The organism is Rhodococcus sp. 105337, assembly GCF_012844225.1.
GTDB lineage: Bacteria > Actinomycetota > Actinomycetes > Mycobacteriales > Mycobacteriaceae > Rhodococcus.
In genome coordinates this window covers 327,748-346,090 of sequence record NZ_JABAGQ010000002.1, presented here as the reverse complement: position 1 = coordinate 346,090, position 18,343 = coordinate 327,748, and the positions used below count along the sequence as shown (strand labels likewise).

The 18,343-nt window shown below is 68.4% G+C and carries 16 protein-coding genes; 5 read left to right on the top strand and 11 right to left on the bottom strand.

What is annotated here, in order from left to right:
* A complete protein-coding gene (locus HF886_RS05345; protein ID WP_169651741.1) occupies positions 1-1,488 on the bottom strand; it encodes an amidase family protein in 1,488 nt (495 codons plus the stop codon).
* A 36-nt stretch (positions 1,489-1,524) separates the two neighbouring features.
* On the bottom strand, positions 1,525-2,289 hold the full coding sequence (locus tag HF886_RS05340) for an acyltransferase (protein WP_169619660.1): 765 nt from the start codon (positions 2,287-2,289) through the stop codon (positions 1,525-1,527).
* Positions 2,290-2,383: 94 nt separating this feature from the next.
* Between HF886_RS05340 and HF886_RS05335 the strand changes: the two genes are divergently transcribed.
* Positions 2,384-3,685: a PQQ-binding-like beta-propeller repeat protein gene (locus tag HF886_RS05335; protein ID WP_169619661.1), complete on the top strand. Its 1,302-nt coding sequence runs from the start codon at positions 2,384-2,386 to the stop codon at positions 3,683-3,685.
* A gap of 10 nt (positions 3,686-3,695) precedes the next feature.
* On the opposite strand, the gene HF886_RS05330 is transcribed toward HF886_RS05335, so the two are convergent.
* Entirely contained in the window at positions 3,696-4,604 is a 909-nt protein-coding gene (locus tag HF886_RS05330; protein WP_169619662.1) for a LysR family transcriptional regulator, read from the bottom strand.
* Between the two features lie 70 nt (positions 4,605-4,674).
* Here HF886_RS05330 and dapA point away from each other — a divergent pair, with 70 nt between their 5' ends.
* Positions 4,675-5,568, top strand: coding sequence for a 4-hydroxy-tetrahydrodipicolinate synthase (gene dapA, locus HF886_RS05325; protein WP_169619663.1), 894 nt, complete (start codon positions 4,675-4,677; stop codon positions 5,566-5,568).
* Here dapA and HF886_RS05320 read toward each other — a convergent pair.
* From HF886_RS05320 to HF886_RS05300, 5 genes are read right to left on the bottom strand one after another with little or no spacing between them, the layout of a single operon-like run.
* A complete protein-coding gene (locus tag HF886_RS05320) occupies positions 5,565-6,722 on the bottom strand; it encodes a class I SAM-dependent methyltransferase (RefSeq protein WP_169619664.1) in 1,158 nt (385 codons plus the stop codon). The genes dapA and HF886_RS05320 overlap by 4 nt on opposite strands.
* Positions 6,723-7,700 (bottom strand): class I SAM-dependent methyltransferase, encoded by a 978-nt coding sequence (locus tag HF886_RS05315; RefSeq protein WP_169651740.1) that lies wholly within the window; start codon positions 7,698-7,700, stop codon positions 6,723-6,725.
* A gap of 52 nt (positions 7,701-7,752) precedes the next feature.
* A complete protein-coding gene (locus HF886_RS05310; protein WP_169651739.1) occupies positions 7,753-8,532 on the bottom strand; it encodes an enoyl-CoA hydratase-related protein in 780 nt (259 codons plus the stop codon).
* Between the two features lie 9 nt (positions 8,533-8,541).
* Positions 8,542-9,375 carry an NUDIX domain-containing protein gene (locus HF886_RS05305; protein WP_169651738.1) on the bottom strand — a complete coding sequence of 278 codons (834 nt, stop codon included), beginning with the start codon at positions 9,373-9,375 and terminating at the stop codon, positions 8,542-8,544.
* Between the two features lie 52 nt (positions 9,376-9,427).
* A complete protein-coding gene (locus HF886_RS05300; RefSeq protein WP_169619668.1) occupies positions 9,428-10,252 on the bottom strand; it encodes an ABC transporter ATP-binding protein in 825 nt (274 codons plus the stop codon).
* 50 nt (positions 10,253-10,302) lie between these two features.
* Between HF886_RS05300 and glgX the strand changes: the two genes are divergently transcribed.
* Positions 10,303-12,498: a glycogen debranching protein GlgX gene (gene glgX, locus HF886_RS05295; RefSeq protein ID WP_169619669.1), complete on the top strand. Its 2,196-nt coding sequence runs from the start codon at positions 10,303-10,305 to the stop codon at positions 12,496-12,498.
* A 30-nt stretch (positions 12,499-12,528) separates the two neighbouring features.
* On the opposite strand, the gene HF886_RS05290 is transcribed toward glgX, so the two are convergent.
* The 3 genes from HF886_RS05290 to ctaD form a co-directional block, all read right to left on the bottom strand.
* Entirely contained in the window at positions 12,529-13,296 is a 768-nt protein-coding gene (locus HF886_RS05290; RefSeq protein ID WP_346765047.1) for a peptidyl-tRNA hydrolase, read from the bottom strand.
* On the bottom strand, positions 13,286-14,533 hold the full coding sequence (serB, locus tag HF886_RS05285; RefSeq protein ID WP_169619670.1) for a phosphoserine phosphatase SerB: 1,248 nt from the start codon (positions 14,531-14,533) through the stop codon (positions 13,286-13,288). Before serB ends, HF886_RS05290 begins: the two co-directional genes overlap by 11 nt.
* A gap of 144 nt (positions 14,534-14,677) precedes the next feature.
* The gene (gene ctaD, locus HF886_RS05280; protein ID WP_169619671.1) at positions 14,678-16,438 is read right to left on the bottom strand and encodes a cytochrome c oxidase subunit I; all 1,761 of its coding nucleotides are present in this window, start codon (positions 16,436-16,438) and stop codon (positions 14,678-14,680) included.
* Positions 16,439-16,725: 287 nt separating this feature from the next.
* Here ctaD and HF886_RS05275 point away from each other — a divergent pair, with 287 nt between their 5' ends.
* Positions 16,726-17,790: an ABC transporter substrate-binding protein gene (locus HF886_RS05275; RefSeq protein ID WP_169619672.1), complete on the top strand. Its 1,065-nt coding sequence runs from the start codon at positions 16,726-16,728 to the stop codon at positions 17,788-17,790.
* A gap of 14 nt (positions 17,791-17,804) precedes the next feature.
* Entirely contained in the window at positions 17,805-18,281 is a 477-nt protein-coding gene (locus HF886_RS05270; RefSeq protein WP_169619673.1) for an NUDIX domain-containing protein, read from the top strand.
* Positions 18,282-18,343: the final 62 nt, after the last annotated feature.

Here is an 18,343-nt window from a genome sequence, read left to right as displayed (position 1 = left end):
TCAGCCGACTCCGAGCGCCGGCACGCGGTCGAACCACGGGCGAGCCTGTTCCAGTTCGGCCCCGAGAGCGAGCAGCAGGCCTTCCCCGCCGAGCGGCGCGACGAACTGCACGCCGAGGGGTACGTCGTCCGCGGTCCAGTGCAGCGGCAGCGAGATCGCCGGGCGCCCGGTGATGTTCGCCAGCTGGGTGTACGGCGTGCGTCCGAGGTTCTCGTCGATCATCCGGTCCACCAGCCCGGTCCAGCGGGCCACCCTGCCCATTCGCGTCGCGATGAGCACGTTCCCGAGGGTGCTCATCCAGCGCGGAGTCGCCAGTTCCCCGATCCGCGCCGGAGGATAAGCCAGGGTCGGCGTGAGCAGTAGGTCGTAACGCTCGTGGAACGCAGCGAGCCGGGTGGTGTGTTCGCCCCAGCGCGCCAGCGCCGCGAGATACTCCGGAGCGGGCACGGTGCGGCCCAGTTCGGCGAGAATGCGGGTGTCGAACTCGAATCCGTCCGGGCCCGACCCCGTGCGTTGCCGTACCTCGTCGACCTCCGCCGTCAACGACGCGAACCACATCGTGAGGAAGTCCGTGGCCAGTTGCCGCTCGTCGACGCCGGTCGTCGCGGGCTCGACGTGGTGACCGAGGCCGTCGAGCAGGGCAACCGTGGCGTCGACCGCTGCGACCGCTTCGGGGTCGACCCCGGTCCCGAGCGGGGACGCGGTCGCGTACCCGATCCGCAGGCGCCGGGGGGCGGTGCGGGCGGCGGCCGAATACGACTGCGGTGGAGCCGCGCTCAGGAAGGGCGCCGCCCCATAGGCACCGGCCATGACGTCCAGGAGAGCCGCGGAGTCACGGATGCTCCGGGTGATCGCCCCGTTCGTTGCCGCCCCGTGCAGCGGTTCGCTGCCGAGCGGGCCGGTCGGCACGACTCCGCGCCCGGGCTTGAGACCGACGAGACCGCAGCATGCGGCCGGGATCCGGATCGAGCCGCCGCCGTCGCTCGCGCCCGCCACGGGCACCACGCCCGCTGCGACAGCCGCGGCGGAACCACCGGACGAACCCCCGGGGGTCAACGCCGGGTTCCACGGGTTGCGTGTGGGACCGTTCGCTTCCGGTTCGGTGATGCCCTTGAGCCCGAATTCCGGGGTGTTGGTCTTCCCGAAGACGACGAGACCCGCCTCGAGCCAGCGGTCGACGACCACCGAGTTGCGTTCGGCGGGAACTTGGGCGAGGGCGCGGGACCCACTGCCGGTGGGGATCCCCGCGATGTCCTGCCCGAGGTCCTTCACGAGGAAGGGCACGCCCGCGAACGGGCCGTCCAACGGGTGGCCGGCCCGCACACGAGCCTCTCGGTCGAGCCGGTAGACGACCGTATTGAGAGTCGGCTCGACGGCGTCGAGCCTGGCGATCGCCGTCTCGAGCAGTTCGTGCGGCGTCACCTGCCCGCCCGCCACCAGTTCTGCGAGCCCCACGGCGTCGTGACGCCGGTATTCGTCGAAATCCACTCGAGCCCTCCCCTGCCGATCTTCCTGTGGCTGTCGTCAGACGCCGGGTTGTGCGTCGGCCGGCTTTTCTCCCGCCTTCTTCCGCGCGATGTCCTCGAGCGCTGCGGCCCGTGCGGCACGTTCGGCGGCGGCGGTCTCCCACGACAGCTTCCGATTCTTCACGACCTTCGCCGGCGAGCCGACGGCAATGCTGTAATCGGGGATCTCACCCTTGACCACGGCGTGCGCGCCGAGCACACAGCCGCGACCCACCTTGGTATTGCGCAACACCGTCACCTTGGCGGCGATCCAGGTGTCCGGCCCGATGCGCACCGGACCCTTGATGATGCCCTGGTCCTTGATCGGATAGGTGATGTCCTCCGTGCGATGGTCGAAATCGCAGATATAGCACCAGTCCGCAACGAGGGTCGAGGCGCCGATCTCGATGTCGAGGTAGGTGTTGACGACGTTGTCCTTGCCGAACACGACCTTGTCGCCGATTCGCAGCGAACCTTCGTGGCAGCGGATGGCGTTGCCGTCACCGATATGCACCCACTTGCCGATCTCGAGCCGCGCCAGGTCGGGCGTCGCGTGGATCTCGACGTTCTTCCCGAGAAACACCATTCCGCGCAGCACGACGTGCGGATTCGCCAGCTTGAACTTCGCCAGGCGGTAGTACCGGACCAGGTACCACGGCGTGTATGCCTTGTTTGCCAGCACCCATCGCAGAGATGACAGTGTCAGGAATCGTGCCTGGTCCTGATCCCGGCGACGGGAACCGCGCCACCTCGTGCGCAGCGGTGCGCCCCACATGCTCGTCATAGGGGGCAGCCTACGGTCCGCCTCCTGCGCGGGGTACAACCACCGGCCCGATACGCTGACGGCTCGAAACGTTCGTCCCGGGAGGAGTTGGGTGATGCGGGGTGTCCTGCGGGCCGCAGTGCTGGCATCGACGGCAGCGGTCGCACTGAGCGGGTGCGCAGGCGGAGGCGGTACCAGCGATGTGCTCTCCGAAGGAGGCTGGCCGGGCCGTTATTCGGATGCCCGCAACAGCAGCACCGCCACCGCAGACGGTCTCGACGACCTCTCGGCCGCGTGGGCCCGCCCGCTGGGAGGCCGGGTGGGCTCTCCCGCCGGGGTTGCCCGCAACGGCCAGATCGCAGTCACCGCCTCGACGGACGCGGGATGCAACCTCTTCTCCTTCCAGATCGACAACGGCCGCAAACGGTGGTGCACGCGGCTCGCTCCGGGCGCCACGACCGTGACCCCCGTGTCCGACGGCAACGCGAACATCTACGTCGGCGAGGACGGTGGCATGTTCTCGTTCAACGAACACGGGCAGCGACGCTGGCGCATCCCGGTGAGCGGCACACCGCGCAGCGCCCAGTTCGCGTCCGACGGAAAACTGGTCGTCGTCACGCATTTCGGCCAGGTCAACATCATCAACCCGCAGACCGGCCAACTCGTCGCACCGCTGTTCGACCTCGTGCCCATTCCCGCCGTCGGCGACGGCCAGAACGTTCCGAGGCTCGCGAGCGACCACGGGTTGCCCGCATGCTTCGGCGGATCACCCGATTGCCCCGTCGCCACCACTCCCGCAGTCGACCTGGCCACGGACCGGATCTTCGTGACCCTGTGGCGTCCCGGTGCCGACCGCGCGTCTCTCGTCGCCATGCGGTACACCAGCGGCGACAACGCGTCCGTGGTCGAAGAATGGTCCACCGACGACCTGCCGGGCGGCGCCGTGACGAGTCCGGTGCTGTCCGCCGACGGCGCGACCGTCTACGTCCACGACGGCGACGGCACCCTCTGGGCCGTCGACTCCACGACGGGGACACCCCGATGGAGCCATCGACTCGACTACTCCCCCGCGACCGGCCCGGCAGTGACCGGTGACGGATTGCTGCTGCTTGCCGCCGGCGGAGACGAGGGCGCCCTGACCGCACTGCGGGACAATGGCGACGGCGCCGAAATGGTGTGGCAGCGAACGGATGTCACGCAGCACGCCGTACCGGCGGTGACCTCGAACGGGCTGGGTTACTCGATCGTGGGCGGCGCCGACGGCCTTGCCGCACTCGTGTTCGACACCTCGGACGGCCACTCGATCGACGAGGAACCGATCACGGAGGCAACAGGATTCCCGGTCGGCACCGCGGTGGGCCCCGACGGCGAGTTCGTCACCACGACGCACGACGGTGACATCGTCGTACTCCGCTGAAGCAGTTCCCTCAGCCGACAGTCGAGGTACAGTCGAAAGATCGTGCTGCCCTGCGTAATTCGGCGCTCACGACAGCCTGCGCCGGCCGGTGCCCACTGCCCCGGCGGTACGCAATTCGGGTTCGTCTCCCGACCGGAAGCGCGGTGAGCACCACCCCTGCCGGAACATCGATCGCCCCGAGCTGTGGCACCAGTGCCACGCCGGCTCCCGCTGCAACCAGTCGCAGGACCGTGGCGAAGTCGTCGACCCGATGGGTGACCCACGGTTCGAACCCTTGGGAGCGACAGGTGCGCACCGCCATGGTGTGACACAACGTGCCGGAGTTCCCGACAATCCAAGGGCTGTCTGCGTGACTGCGGACGACCGCCAAACCCTCCGCGTCCGGCGCTGCGGACGCGGCCAGATAGATGACCTCGTCGAGCAGCGGTTCGAGTTCGATGCCCGACCCGACGGAGGACGGCACGTTGTCGTATTCGTGGACGAGCGCCATGTCGAGGTGACCTCCCCGAAGCAGATCCGGCGCATCGGCGGGATCGACCTCCGTCACCGTCACTTCCGGGCCCTGCTCCGCACGGCGGAGTTCCGACAGGGCGGGGAGCACAACCGTCCGTAGCGCGGTCGGAAAGGCCCCGAGGCGAACCGACCCCGACGGCCCCGGCCCACTCGTCGCGAGCGCGGTTTCTGCTCGTTCCAGTTCCGCCAGAACCGCCTCGGTGTGCTCGACGAGGATGAGAGCCGCCGGGGTCAGCCTCACCCGACGACCCGTGCGCACCAGGAGGGGGCGGCCGGCCTCGCGTTCGAGCGCCGAGATCTGTTGCGACACCGCCGACGGCGTGTACGAAAGCGCCTCGGCGACGGCAGCGATCGTGCCTCGATGGGCGAGTTCACGGAGAAGCCTGAGCTTGCGAACGTCGAGCATCGGTTCAGCTTACGAGTTCCGTCACGAAGAGTAACTGGATCTTGTGAATTGCGACGGTAAAAGTGGGTGCATGACATTCCATCCGTCGGGCATCTTCGTCCCGCTCGTCACCCCGTTCACAGACACCGGCGAGATCGCCGCGACCGACCTCGAACGTCTCGCCCACGGCGTGATCGAAGAAGGCGCAGCCGGCATCGTGGCGTTGGGAACAACCGCGGAGGCGGCCACCCTGACCCCTCTGGAACGTCGAGAGGTCGTGCGGATCTGCAGCACGGCGTGCCGCGAGCACGGCGTGCCCCTGATCGTCGGCGCAGGTTCGAACGACACGGCCGGCACCGCGCGCACCCTCGAGGAACTGCATGCGGAGGGCGACGCCACAGCCGCAATGGTGGTGGTCCCGTACTACACACGCCCGTCCGAGGCAGGGGTGGTGGCGCACTTCGAATACATCGCCGCACGCAGTCCGCTCCCCCTGATTCTCTACAACGTTCCGTACCGCACCGGTCAGCACCTGGGCTGGGAGTCCGTCGAGCGACTGTCGCAGCATCCGCAGATTGCCGGCATCAAACAGGCAGTCGGCTCGGTGGACACCGACACCGCGCGACTGGTCGCAGTGGCCCCCACGTCGTTCTCGGTCCTCGCAGGAGACGACGCGCTGGTTTCCCCGCTCCTCGCGATGGGTGCCGCGGGAGCGATCCTGGCGACCGCGAACGTCTGCACGCGCGAGTTCGTCGAACTGTTCCGGTTGTGGGACGGCGGATTCCTGTCGCAGGCGAGGGCCCTCGGGAACCGACTCGTGGAGACCGCGTGCGCGCTGACCGCAGGGCCGAACCCCACCGTCATCAAGGCCGTGCTCCACGCCCAGGGCAGGATTTCGACTCCGAACGTCCGGCTACCCCTCCTGCCGGCGGGCAGCCCCGCGGCGATTCTCGGAGCGCTGCCCCACACGGTCCGTGCAGGCTAACGGGACGCTGCGCACACGAAGGCCTCGGGCGTGCGGCCGATGCGGGTCAGCACCACGCTCAGCGAGCGTGAGCCCTTCAATTTGAGCCGGGGACGCAGCACCGCGGGATCGATGTCGAGCCCGCGCACCAGGATCTCGGCGATCCCGCAATCGAACCGGGACAGTGCCTGTTTCAGCGCCTTCTCCGTGTATTTGAACTGTTCGAGGACGCGGAATCCACGCACCCCGTCGGGCAACGTATCGCCGGTGAGGTAGGCGATACGTGGATCGAGTTGCCACAGCCCGTGTGCGGCCGCGTAGTGACGCACCAGTCCGGACCGCACGATCGCACCGTCCGGATCGACGATCCATTCCCCCGGTGCACGCTCGGGAATCTCGTCCGGCATCGTGTCGGTGACCTCGAAACCGGTTCCGTCCGAACGGAGTACCGACGCGCGGCGTCGAACACCGCCGTGGGTGAGTCCCGGGGAGTACAGGCATGCTTCACGCACGCCGCCGTCCAGCGACACCACCTCGACCTCGCCGTCCCAGTCGAGGGAGTCGAAGTCCAGACCCGGCGCGCACTTCACGGCCAGATCGCGTCCTGCATACACCCCGAGAAGGTCGGGCAACGGCGGTTGCAGCGCCGCCGGGTCGTGGGTCCTGCGGCCGCCGGCGCGACGCGCAGGGTCCGCGACGACGGTCGTGCCGCGTGTCACCGGCGTCAGCGCGTCCGCACGGAGGAGATATGCCTCGGGGACGTTGTGCGCGGCCATGGCGAGGCGCACTTCGTCGAGGTCGCTGCCCACCACCGTCTCCGCGACACCGACGAGTTCGGCGAGTTCGGTGCCGATCGAGCAGGTGACGTCGTGGACCCGGCGGCCGGCAAGCCGTCGCGCACGATGCGCCGCCACGGTTGCGGGCGTCGACTGCTGCACTGCATCGTCGGTGAGGATCCAGCGCGCGGCACCGGGAATCTTCGCGTCCGCCTTGCGGCGCAACAACACCGTCTCCACGAGCACCGCGGTACGGTCGCCGAAGTGCGTACGCACCCAGCCGATATCGGCAAGGCGCGTACGCGTCGACAGTTCACGCTCGCCGACACGTGCGAGCGCTGCCGCGCCGGTATCGGAGGTCAGGTACCGGACGTCGTCGAGCGTGAACTCGTATCCCAATTACTTGCCCGGCTTCACACCGGTGATCATCACGTTGTAGAAGAAGCTGCGCGGGACAACGTGCTTGAGCACATTCTCGTCGACCCAGCTGAGCGACTTCCAGCCGCCGAAGGCGAACTTGGCCCAGTTCCAGCCCAGCTTCTCGGGCGGAACTGCGGCTTCGAACGTGCGAACGGGCCAGCCGAGCAGTGCGGCGGCGAACTCCTCGCTCGAGGCCTTGACGTTCACCGCGCCGGCCGACCGGGCGATCTTCTCGAGATCGGAGGGGTCGAAGGTGTGCAGATCGACGACGGCCTCGAGTGCCGCGGCGCGCGACGACTCGTCGAGTTCGGTCTGCGGGCGGCGCCAGTCGCTGAGGAACGGCAGCTTCGTGACGGTGGTCGTGGCCTCCCACGTGATGCGCCCGAGCCAGCGCGCGTAGAAGTTGCCGACTGTGCTCGGCTCACCGGCGAACACGAATCGGCCACCCGGCTTGAGGATGCGCAGCACCTCACGCAGGGACTGCTCGACATCGGGAATGTGGTGCAGCACTGCGTGTCCGACGACGAGGTCGAACGTGTCGTCCTCGTACGGGATGGTTTCGGCGTCGGCGACGCGGCCGTCGACATCGAGACCGAGATGCTCGGCGTTGCGCAGCGCCACCTTGACCATGCCCGGCGACAGGTCGGTGACCGAACCCCTCTTCGCCACTCCACCCTGCATGAGGTTGAGCAGGAAGAAGCCGGTTCCGCAGCCCAACTCGAGCGCCCGATCGTAGGGCAGGGGCTGCTCTCCGGCGGCGGCGACGAACCGTCCCTTCGCGTAGTCGATGCAGCGTTCGTCGTACGAGATCGACCACTTGTCGTCGTACGTCTCGGCTTCCCAGTCGTGGTAGAGCACCTGAGCGAGCTTGGTGTCTTCCATCGCTGCCGCGACCTGTTCGGCAGTGGCGTGCGGGTTCGGCGCGGGGTCGACCCCGTCGGGCCTGCTTGCAGTCATGGCGGTGATCCTACCCATCGGTAAGTCGGGGGCAATTTTGCGGTTGGGCGAACTATTCGCCGACGAAATCGGCTTTTCCGGGTCCGTCGGCGAGGAACGACTCCATGCCGATGGTGCGATCCTTCGTGGCGAACAGCGACGCGAACAGGTGCTGTTCGATGGCGAGGCCGGTCACGAGATCGGTCTCGAGGCCCCGGTCGATCGCAGCCTTGGCTGCCGCAAGCGCACGCGACGCCGCCGTGGTGAACTGCGCGGCCCACCGGCGGGCCGCCTCGTACACGTCGTCCGGTGCCACGACCTCGTCCACGAGACCCATCGCCAGAGCCTCGTCCGCCCCGACGAACCGGCCGGTGTACACGATGTCCTTGGCTTTCGACGGCCCCACCAGGCGGGCGAGGCGCTGTGTGCCGCCACCACCGGGGATCACGCCGAGCAGGACCTCGGGCGTGCCCAGCTTCACGTTGTCCCCGATGATGCGCCTGTCGGCGCCGAGGGCGAGTTCGAGGCCACCGCCGAGCGCGTAGCCGGTGATCGCGGCGACGGTCGGCTTCGGAATGTCGGCGATCGAGCCCAGCGCGGATTGCAGATCGCCCACGATCCGGCTCATCCGGACGAAGTCGATCTCGGCGAGTTCCTTGATGTCGGCGCCGGCGGCGAACACCTTCTCCCCGCCGTACACGATCACCGACTTCACGTCGTCCCGCACCGACGCTTCCCGCGCGGCCTCCCGAAGCTCCTCCTGGAGCTGCCGGTTGAGCGCGTTCATCGGCGGCCGGTCGAGTCGGATGGTGCCGATACCGTCGGAAACCTCGAGCGTCACGAATTCAGGCATGCACGAAGCCTAGAGGTCGGCGCGCTGGGCCCACGGATGCGACCCGACCGCGTAGTAGCCGTCCTCGCCGTCGAACGAGATGTGGATCATTCCGTCCCGCTTGCTCATGACGGGAAGGACCGGTTCGACGGTCACTTCCGCGGCTATGATCTCCGCGACCGTCCGGTATCGCGCCAGGTCCGTCAACTGAGTCCAGGTCGGGGGAAGCAGCACGCACCGTCCCGACCGCCAGTACTCGAGTTCTTCCGCGGCGGTCCGCCAGCGCACCTCGTCGGCCTCGCTCGTCTCCCCGTCCGCGCCTTGTCCGTCGGGTGCGGCGGCGACGAAGAAGCGGGTGTCGTACCGGCGTCGCTCGCCCAGGGGCGTGATCCAGTTGGCCCAGGGGCGCAGCAGGTCGGCGCGCAGCACGAGTCCTTCCCGCGCGAGAAAATCGCCGAAGGACAGGTCGCGGGCCTCGAGCTTGCGGCGCGCACCGGCGTAGACGGCAGTGTCGGCGACGAGCGTGTCGGGGTCCGGTCCGGCCAGCAGGACACCGCATTCCTCGAACGTTTCCCGCACGGCCGCCAGTACCAGTGCGCGCGCTGTCGCCTCGTCGGTGGCGAACCGCTCCGCCCACCATGCGACGTCCGGACCGGACCACCGCACCGACGCGTCGGTATCGGACGGATCGACCCCGCCGCCGGGGAACACGGTCATCCCTCCGGCGAAGTCCATGCCGACCACGCGCTGTTGGAGGAACACCTCCACTCCCCGTGCGGAGTCGCGTACCAGCATCACCGTGGAAGCACCGCGGATCGGCACCGCGGCGGGGTCGAAGGAGCTCACCGAGCGATCGTGGGACATGGCCTCAAACTATCGGATCACGTGACGCACGCCATGCCGGGCGCCCGTCGTGTCACCCGCGACGGTGGCGTCCCGGCTCCCGGGTTCGGCGTGCGAAGAACCGGCCGTCCGCCTGTTCCAGCGTGATGGCCTGGCTGAACGCTTCGCTGAGGTTCTCCCCGGTGATGACGTCGTCGAGCAGACCCTGCGCGACGACCGTGCCCTCCTTGAGGAGCAGCGCGTGGGTGAAACCGGGCGGGATCTCCTCGACGTGGTGCGTGATGAGGACGGTGGCCGGGGCATCCGGGTCGGCGGCCAGCACGCCGAGCCGCGCGACGAGTTCCTCGCGGCCACCCAGGTCCAGGCCGGCCGCGGGTTCGTCGAGCAGCAGCAGTTCGGGATCGGTCATGAGCGCGCGGGCGATGAGCACGCGTTTGCGCTCGCCCTCCGACAGCGTTCCGTACGAGCGGTCGGCGAGGTGTTCGGCGCCGAGGCTCTCGAGCATCTCGATCGCGCGCTCGGTGTCCATGTCGTCGTAGCGCTCGCGCCATCGGCCGAGTACGCCGTATCCGGCGGAGATCACCAGATCGAGGACTTTCTCGTCGAACGGCACGCGGTTCGCGAGCGCCGCCGACGACAGGCCGATGCGGGTCCGCAGTTCGGACAGGTCGGTCCGGCCGAACGTTTCGCCGAGCACGTGTGCCGTTCCGGACGTGGGGAACGTCTCGGCCGCCGCGATGCGCAGCAGCGTCGTCTTGCCTGCGCCGTTGGGGCCGAGCACCACCCAGCGTTCGTCGAGTTCCACCTTCCAGGTCACGGGTCCGACGAGGACGTTGCCTCCACGCCGCACCAGAACGTCTTCGAATTCGATGAGCAAATCGGGATCAGGTTGTGCCACGCGTCCATCTTGTCTTACGTCCGGGCGCGACACGCGGCAGGATCATCCCTGTGTCGTCACCCTCCTCGGAATCCGTCCCGTCCGCCGCCCTGCACGACCGGTCGCCGTTCCCCCTCGGCGCGACGGTTGTCGGTTCCGGTACCCGGTTCGCCGTGCACGCCCCGCACAGCGACCGCGTCCAGGTGTGTCTCGTCGGCGAGGACGGGCACGAACAGCGCATCGACCTCCCCGATTTCACCTACGGCGTGTGGCACGGCGTGGTCCCCGGTGTCGGCGCGGGGCAACGGTACGGCTATCGCGCGCACGGGCGGTGGGATCCGCGCCACGGCCTGCGCACCAATCCGCACAAGATCCTTCTCGATCCGTGGGGACGACAGATCACGGGCGAGATGGGTGACGCAGCCAGGCTGCTCGCGTACGACGGCGGACCGTTCGACGCGATGTCGACTGTGGACTCACTCGGGCACACGCCGCTGTCGGTGGTGACGGCCTCCGACGCCGACACCCCGCAGCGGCCGGACATACCGTGGGAGAACACCGTCGTCTACGAACTGCACGTGGGTTCGTACACCGCGCACCATCCGCAGGTACCCCCGCATCTGCGCGGCACCTACCTCGGGCTCTGCCACCCGGCGGTGATCGACCATCTCGTGCAGCTCGGAGTGACCACCGTCGAACTCCTGCCGGTCCAGGCTTTTCTCACCGAACCCCCGGTCCGGGCGCGCGGGATGCGCAATCACTGGGGGTATTCGACCGCGTCGTACTTCGCTCCGCACCCCGCCTACGCCGCGACACCGGGTGAGGAGATCGCCGAGTTCCGCACGATGGTCCGCGCGCTGCACAGCGCCGGACTCGAAGTCGTTCTCGATGTCGTCTACAACCACACGTGCGAATGGTCGGTGGCGGGACCGAACCTGTCGTGGCGCGGCCTCGACGCGCCCGGTTACTACCTGCTCGACCACCACGGTCACGACATCGACCTCACCGGCTGCGGCAACACGATCGACGGTTCCTCCCCCATCGCCGTCCGGATGGTGTGCGACAGCCTGCGGTACTGGGCGCAGGAGATGGGTGTGGACGGGTTCCGGTTCGACCTCGCGAGCGCGCTGGCGCGGCCGCGCGGTGGTGCGTTCGACCCGCGCGGGGCTCTGCTCACCGCGATCACCACCGACCCGGTGCTCACCGACCTCAAACTCATCGCCGAGCCGTGGGACGCGACCGGGCACGGTTACCAGTTGGGACGCTTCGGTGTGCAGTGGGCCGAATGGAACGACAAGTACCGCGACACGGCGCGCCGCTTCTGGGCGGGGCACTCGGGTGTGCGCGAACTCGCCTCGAGGCTCACCGGCTCGGAGGATCTGTTCCGGCGGGATCAGCGGCAGCCCGCGATGTCGGTCAACTACATCACCGCGCACGACGGATTCACGCTCACCGACCTCGTGTCGTACCGGCACAAGCGCAACGAGGCGAACGGTGAGGACGGCCGCGACGGCTCCGACCACAACGAATCGGTCGACCACGGGGTGGAAGGTCCCACCGACGACGTGGAGATCGTCGCCGCGCGCGACCGGCACGTCCGCGCGCTGCTCGCGACGCTGCTGCTCTCGACCGGGACACCGATGCTGCTCGCCGGGGACGAACTCGGTCACACCCAGCACGGCAACAACAACGCGTACTGCGTTCCGGAGGATGTACCGGTACCCGACGCGTGGCCGTTGGACTGGGAAGACGCCGACCTCGACCGGCTCGCGTACGTGCGCGGGCTTCTCCGGCTCCGGAACGTCGTGCCGGTGCTACGGCGGCGACGGTTCTTCGACGGGCGGGCGAGGACCGACGGCCACCCCGACCTGGTGTGGTTCGGGATCGACGGCACCGAACTCGACTACGCGGGCTGGCACGACGAGAGCCGCCGCACCCTTCAAGGGTGGGTCGACGGATCGGGGCTGGGCACCACCACCCGCGCGGGGATACGGCTCCCCGACAGCAGTGGTCTGTTCGTTCTGCACGCCGGGGGCGCCGCGACCCTGACGCTGGGTGGGCCGGAGTGGTATCGCGGCGACATCATGTGTGTCTTCGACTCGAGCACTGTCGACGGCTCACCCGTCGACGATGCGCCTCACCCGGTGGGCACCGAGTTTACGCTGCCCGGTCCGGCCGTACTGGTGTTCCGAACCGCACTGCGAGACGAAATACCCACGGACCCAACGCACTCCGGCTCCGACCACCACGGGTCCACGCCGGGATGACGCGGTGCGGCGTCGCTGTCGTCGCGACGGTCACTCTGCCAGTGCGACGACGGTGACCGACCCGGGCGCGACTTCGGTGAACCCGGCGTCCTTCACCGCGACGGCAGATCCGTTCTCGACGTGCGCGAGCAGTTCGCGCCATCGCGCGGGGGTCGCCTCACGGACGGCACAGGGATAACCCGCGGCCGCCCACTGGCGCGCGGACTCGAGCGGCATCGCGCCGGCGAGCAGCATCGAGGCGTGACCGACCTGTGCGGCGGCCTTGCCCACCGTCATACCGAGAGTTCCGTCGACCCACAGCACCGGAACACCGGCGGGCGGGGAGGGCGGACTGTCGGGCGGGACATCGGTGCCGCCGATCTGCAACCGGGAGATCCTCGGGTCGAGGGCTCCTACCGGGCCGGGGACCAGTGCCCGCGCCTGGGCGCCGGCGTGGTCGACGGTGACACCGGGGACCTCCTGCGCGGCACGCCATTGCGCGCCGCGGGCACGACGGCTGACCTTGCGGATCCGGGCGTCGTTCCACGCGAGGAACGGTTCCTGCCACGGTCCGGGCTCTCCGTCCGGGCCCGGCCCGACCCGCGGATCCAGGCACAGTGTGACGGTGGCGATTGCGGCGGCCTCGAGCAGCGAACTCCGGTCGGGCGGATCGGATTTCGGGATGTGGAGAACGATCGGCATCGCCAGCACCGACGCCGGGTCGTCCGGGTCGGGCCGGTCTCCGTAACCCCGGGCGAGCACGGCGTGCCGCTGCGCGAACCCGGGGTCGGTGAAGATCGGATGGGGTTCAGGCACCACGATCGAGCGGTACCCGTCGCAACGTTCCGTCGACCCGGTCGGCGGCTTCCACCTCGTCCCGCGTGACACCGAGGACGAAGAGCACGGCGTCCAGATACGGGTAGGACAACGCGGTGTCGGCGACCTCGCGCAGCGCGGGCTTCGCGTTGAACGCGATACCCAGCCCTGCGGCACCGAGCATGTCGATGTCGTTGGCACCGTCGCCGACGGCCACGGTCTGCTCGATGGGCACACCCGCCTCGGCGGCGAATTCCCGGAGCGCGTGCGCCTTTGCGGCACGGTCGACGATGTCGCCGACAACGCGGCCCGTGAGCCTTCCGTCGACGATTTCGAGAGTGTTCGCGCGCACGAAGTCGAGTTCGAGGTCGTGAGCGAGGCCTTCGATGACCTGGCGGAAACCGCCCGAGACGACGCCGCAGCGGAACCCGAGCCGACGCAGCGTCCGGATGGTGGTGCGCGCGCCGGGGGTGAGTTCGATCTGATCGGCGACTTCGTCGATGACACTGGCGGGCAGGCCGGCGAGTGTGGCGACGCGTTGTTCGAGCGACTGCGCGAAATCGATCTCGCCCCGCATCGCGGCTTCGGTGACTTCGCGGACCTTGTCCTCGACGCCCGCGTGCGCAGCGAGCATCTCGATGACCTCGCCCTGCACCAGAGTCGAGTCCACGTCGAAGACGATCAGACGCTTCGCGCGACGGGCGAGACCGGCGCGTTCCACCGCGATGTCCACGTCGATACCGGCGGCGAGTTCCGCGAGGGCCTTGCGCAAACGGGAGTCGGCATCCGAATCGGTGTCCGGTGCGGTGACCATCAGTTCCAGTCCGGTGACGGGATAGTCGGCGATGCCGCGGATGGAATCGATGTTGGCGCCCTGCGCGGCGAGCGTGCGTCCCACCGACCGCAACGCGCGCGCACTCAACGGACTGCCCAGCACGACGACGGCGTGGGTGGACACCGGGTGGCCGCTGCCGGGCGCCACGCCGATCTGCACTTCGGCGCGCATGCCGATGGCGGCCATGGCCGACGAGACCTCGTCCTGCAACGCCTCGACATCGCGGGGGCAGACCACGAGGACGCCGAGCGTCAACTGCCCGCGGATCACGACCTGCTCGACGTCGAGCAGGTCGACGTCATACCTCGTCAGCGCTGCGAACAGCTCCGAGGTCACGCCAGGATGGTCCGGTCCGGTCACGGTCACGAGCACCGTGCTGTCAGACGCCACAACGTCTCCGATCATTGTCGTCGAGGCACGTGCGGACGCAGCACGTGCCCATCCATTGTCGCAGTCCGAGCGGTCGGCTCCGCGTCGGGGTACGGGCCCGGAACGGCGGAAGCCCCGCCCGTGGAGACGGGCGGGGCTTCGGTGCGTAGAGCGGGTCGATCAGGAGCGCGGGACGTCGCCGGGGGTACGGTCGGCGCCTTCGAGCACGTTCACGCTGTGCTTGTGGCTACCCGGTCCGACGTGCGCCTCGGCGCGCATCTTCTCGACCATGTGCGGGTAGTGCAGTTCGAACGCGGGGCGCTCCGACCGGATGCGCGGCAACTCGGTGAAGTTGTGCCGCGGCGGCGGGCAGGAGGTGGCCCACTCGAGCGAGTTACCGAAGCCCCACGGGTCGTCGACCGTGACGACCTGGCCGTAGCGGTAGCTCTTGAACACGTTCCACAGGAACGGCAGGGTCGAAGCACCGAGCACGAACGCACCGATGGTCGAGATCGTGTTGAGCGTGGTGAACCCGTCCGACGGCAGGTAGTCCGCGTAGCGACGCGGCATGCCCTCGTTACCGAGCCAGTGCTGCACCAGGAAGGTGGTGTGGAAGCCCACGAAGGTCAGCCAGAAGTGCCACTTGCCGAGACCCTCGTCGAGCATGCGGCCCGTCATCTTCGGGAACCAGAAGTAGATGCCGGCGTACGTGGCGAACACGATGGTGCCGAAGAGCACGTAGTGGAAGTGCGCCACGACGAAGTACGAGTCGTGCAGGTGGAAGTCGAGCGGCGGGCTCGCGAGGATGACGCCGGTCAGGCCACCGAAGAGGAACGTGATGATGAAGCCGACCGAGAACAACATCGGTGTCTCGAAGGTCAATTGCCCCTTCCACAGCGTGCCGATCCAGTTGAAGAACTTCACGCCCGTCGGGACGGCGATCAGGAACGTCATGAACGAGAAGTACGGAAGCAGCACGGCGCCGGTGGCGTACATGTGGTGCGCCCACACCGCGATCGACAGCGCCGCGATGGCGATCGTCGCGTAGACCAGGCCGGTGTAACCGAAGATCGGCTTGCGGCTGAAGACCGGGAAGATCTCCGAGACGATGCCGAAGAACGGCAGCGCGATGACGTACACCTCGGGGTGACCGAAGAACCAGAACAGGTGCTGCCAGAGGAGCACACCGCCGGTAGCCGGGTCGTAGATGTGGCCACCGAGATGACGGTCGACGAACAGCCCGAAGAACGCAGCGGTCAGCAGCGGGAACACGAGCAGGATCAGCAGGGCGGTGATCAGGATGTTCCACGTGAAGATCGGCATCCGGAACATCGTCATACCGGGAGCGCGCATGCACACGACGGTGGTGATGAAGTTGACCGCGCCGAGGATGGTGCCCAGGCCCATGACACCGAGACCGAGAATCCAGAAGTCCGCGCCGACACCCGGGGAATGCAGCTCACTGGTGAGCGGGGTGTACGCGGTCCAGCCGAAGTCGGCGGCACCACCGGGGGTCACGAAGCCGAGCATGACGATCGTCGCGCCGAACAGGTACAGCCAGTAGCTGAACGCGTTCAGACGCGGGAACGCCACGTCGGGCGCGCCGATCTGCAACGGCAGGATGTAGTTCGCGAAGGCGAACACCACGGGCGTCGCATACATCAGCAGCATGATCGTGCCGTGCATGGTGAACAGCTGGTTGAACTGTTCGTTCGACAAGAACTGAAGACCGGGAACCGCGAGCTCTGTACGCATCAGCAGGGCCATCAGGCCACCGATGAGGAAGTACGCGAACGAGGTGACCAGGTACATGAGCCCAAGCATCTTGGGGTCTGTTGTCGTGATCATCTTGTAGATGAACGAACCCTTGGGTCCCTGCCGCGGCGGGTATGGCCTCGCTACCGCTAACTCTGGGACTGGCTGGGGCGCTACGGCAGTCACTAATCCTCCTGAATGCGCGCTCGGCCTCGGGCTGGAGGCGAACGTTCTCTGGCTTGCGCTCATCGAATCGTAGACCCTCCGCAAACCGGTCGCCCGCCGGGTCCTACTCGCTGTCGTATTCGCCGCCACGCTACCTGGCATGGAGCCCGGGACTCACCGCAGAGCCTGTGCTGCGGATCACAGGAACGGGTCCCAACGAGCTTGCGGGACACTGTCGGCGGCGTGTGCCACACGAGATAGCCTGAGCCGTCCCCTGGTTCGAGCCCGTCCGTCAGGAGTGGTCTGAAGTGTTAGCTGTGCACCGGTCCCGCGCAGTCGTCGCGTCCCTCGCGATCGCTGCCGCGACGTCGACCGTACTGGCGAGTTGTTCCACCCCCGCCGACGACGACGCCTCGACCATCGTGCGCACGACCACCCGCATCGCCGGCGCATCCGTGGTCGGCATCGACCGTGACACCAGCACCGCGTGCGCCCTTCCGTCTCCTCTGGATGCGGGCGTTCCGCCGACCGGCACACGGCGGATGGTCCACACCGCCGGGGTCACCGAGGTTCCGGCCGACGCGCAGCGCATCGTCGTGCTCGACGAGGCAGCGCTCGACGCCGTGTGCGCACTCGGCTTGTGGGAGCGTGTCGTGGGCGCCACCGTCGACGCCGACGGAAGGCCGGAGTATCTCGGCACCGGCATCTCCGAGTTGCCCACCGTCGGGCCGGAGGGCGCGCCCGATGTCGCCGCGATCGAGCAGGCCCGCCCCGATCTGATCCTGGGGTCGGCGGCCGACGAGAGCGTCTACCGATCGGTGTCCGCGGTGGCCCCCACCGTGCTGGTCGGTTCCGATCCCGTGTTCTGGCGGGATCAGTTCCTCCGCGTCGGCGAAGCCCTGGGACGCAACGCCGCCGCGCAGGCGGTACTCGACACCTACGCCGCCGAGGCTGCCGCCCTCGGACGCGAACTGGTGTCGTCCCAGACTCAGGCCTCGATCGTGCGGTTCACCGCCGACGGTGGAGAGATAGAGGGCACGGCGTCGTTCGCCGGACAGGTCGTCGGAGATCTCGGCGCCGCACGGCCGCCGGCACAGCGGTTCGGGGTCGTCGACAACCGCCCGACCGAAGCTTTCGCCGCGGACGATCCGGCGGCAGCGGACGGCGATGTGATCTTCGTCCGATTCGACGGCGAAGACGGACTCGAGCGCGGCACCGAGATCATGCGCACCGATCCGTGGCTCGACCTCGGCGCGGTCACCGACAACCGGTTGTTCTCCGTAGCCGACGAGGTGTGGTCCACACCCGGTCCCGTCGCAGCGCGCGCGATCCTCGAGGACCTCGGCGTGGGTCTCAACGGTTACTCCGGATAGAAGAGGAATACGCGATGCCGGTCCCCGACTTCGTTCTCCGACTCCGCGCCCAGGTCGGCACAGCACCGCTGTGGCTGCCCGGAGTGAGCGCCGTCGTCGTCGACGACGATCACCGGGTGTTGCTCACCCGCCGCGCGGACAACGGAAAATGGGCCGTCGTCTCGGGCATCCTCGAGCCAGGCGAAGAACCTGCGGCAGCGGCGATCCGGGAAGTGCACGAGGAAACGGGCGTCGACGCGGAAGTCGTCCGGCTCACGAGCGTCGACGTCACCGCTCCGATCGTCTATCCGAACGGTGACGAAGCGCAGTATCTCGATGTGGCATTTCTCATGCGCGCCGTGGGTGGCAGTGCCCGGGTGGCCGACGACGAGAATCTCGAGGTCGGGTGGTTCTCCCCCGACTCTCTCCCCGAACCGCTGACCGACACCTCGCGGCTACGGCTCGGCAAAGCTCTCGCGGGCCGCCCCGAAGCATGGTTCCGCCGCCCCTGACGCCACGAAAGCCCGGCGGCCGGGTGCCGCCGCACTGTGTGCGTGGCACCCGGCCGCCGGGA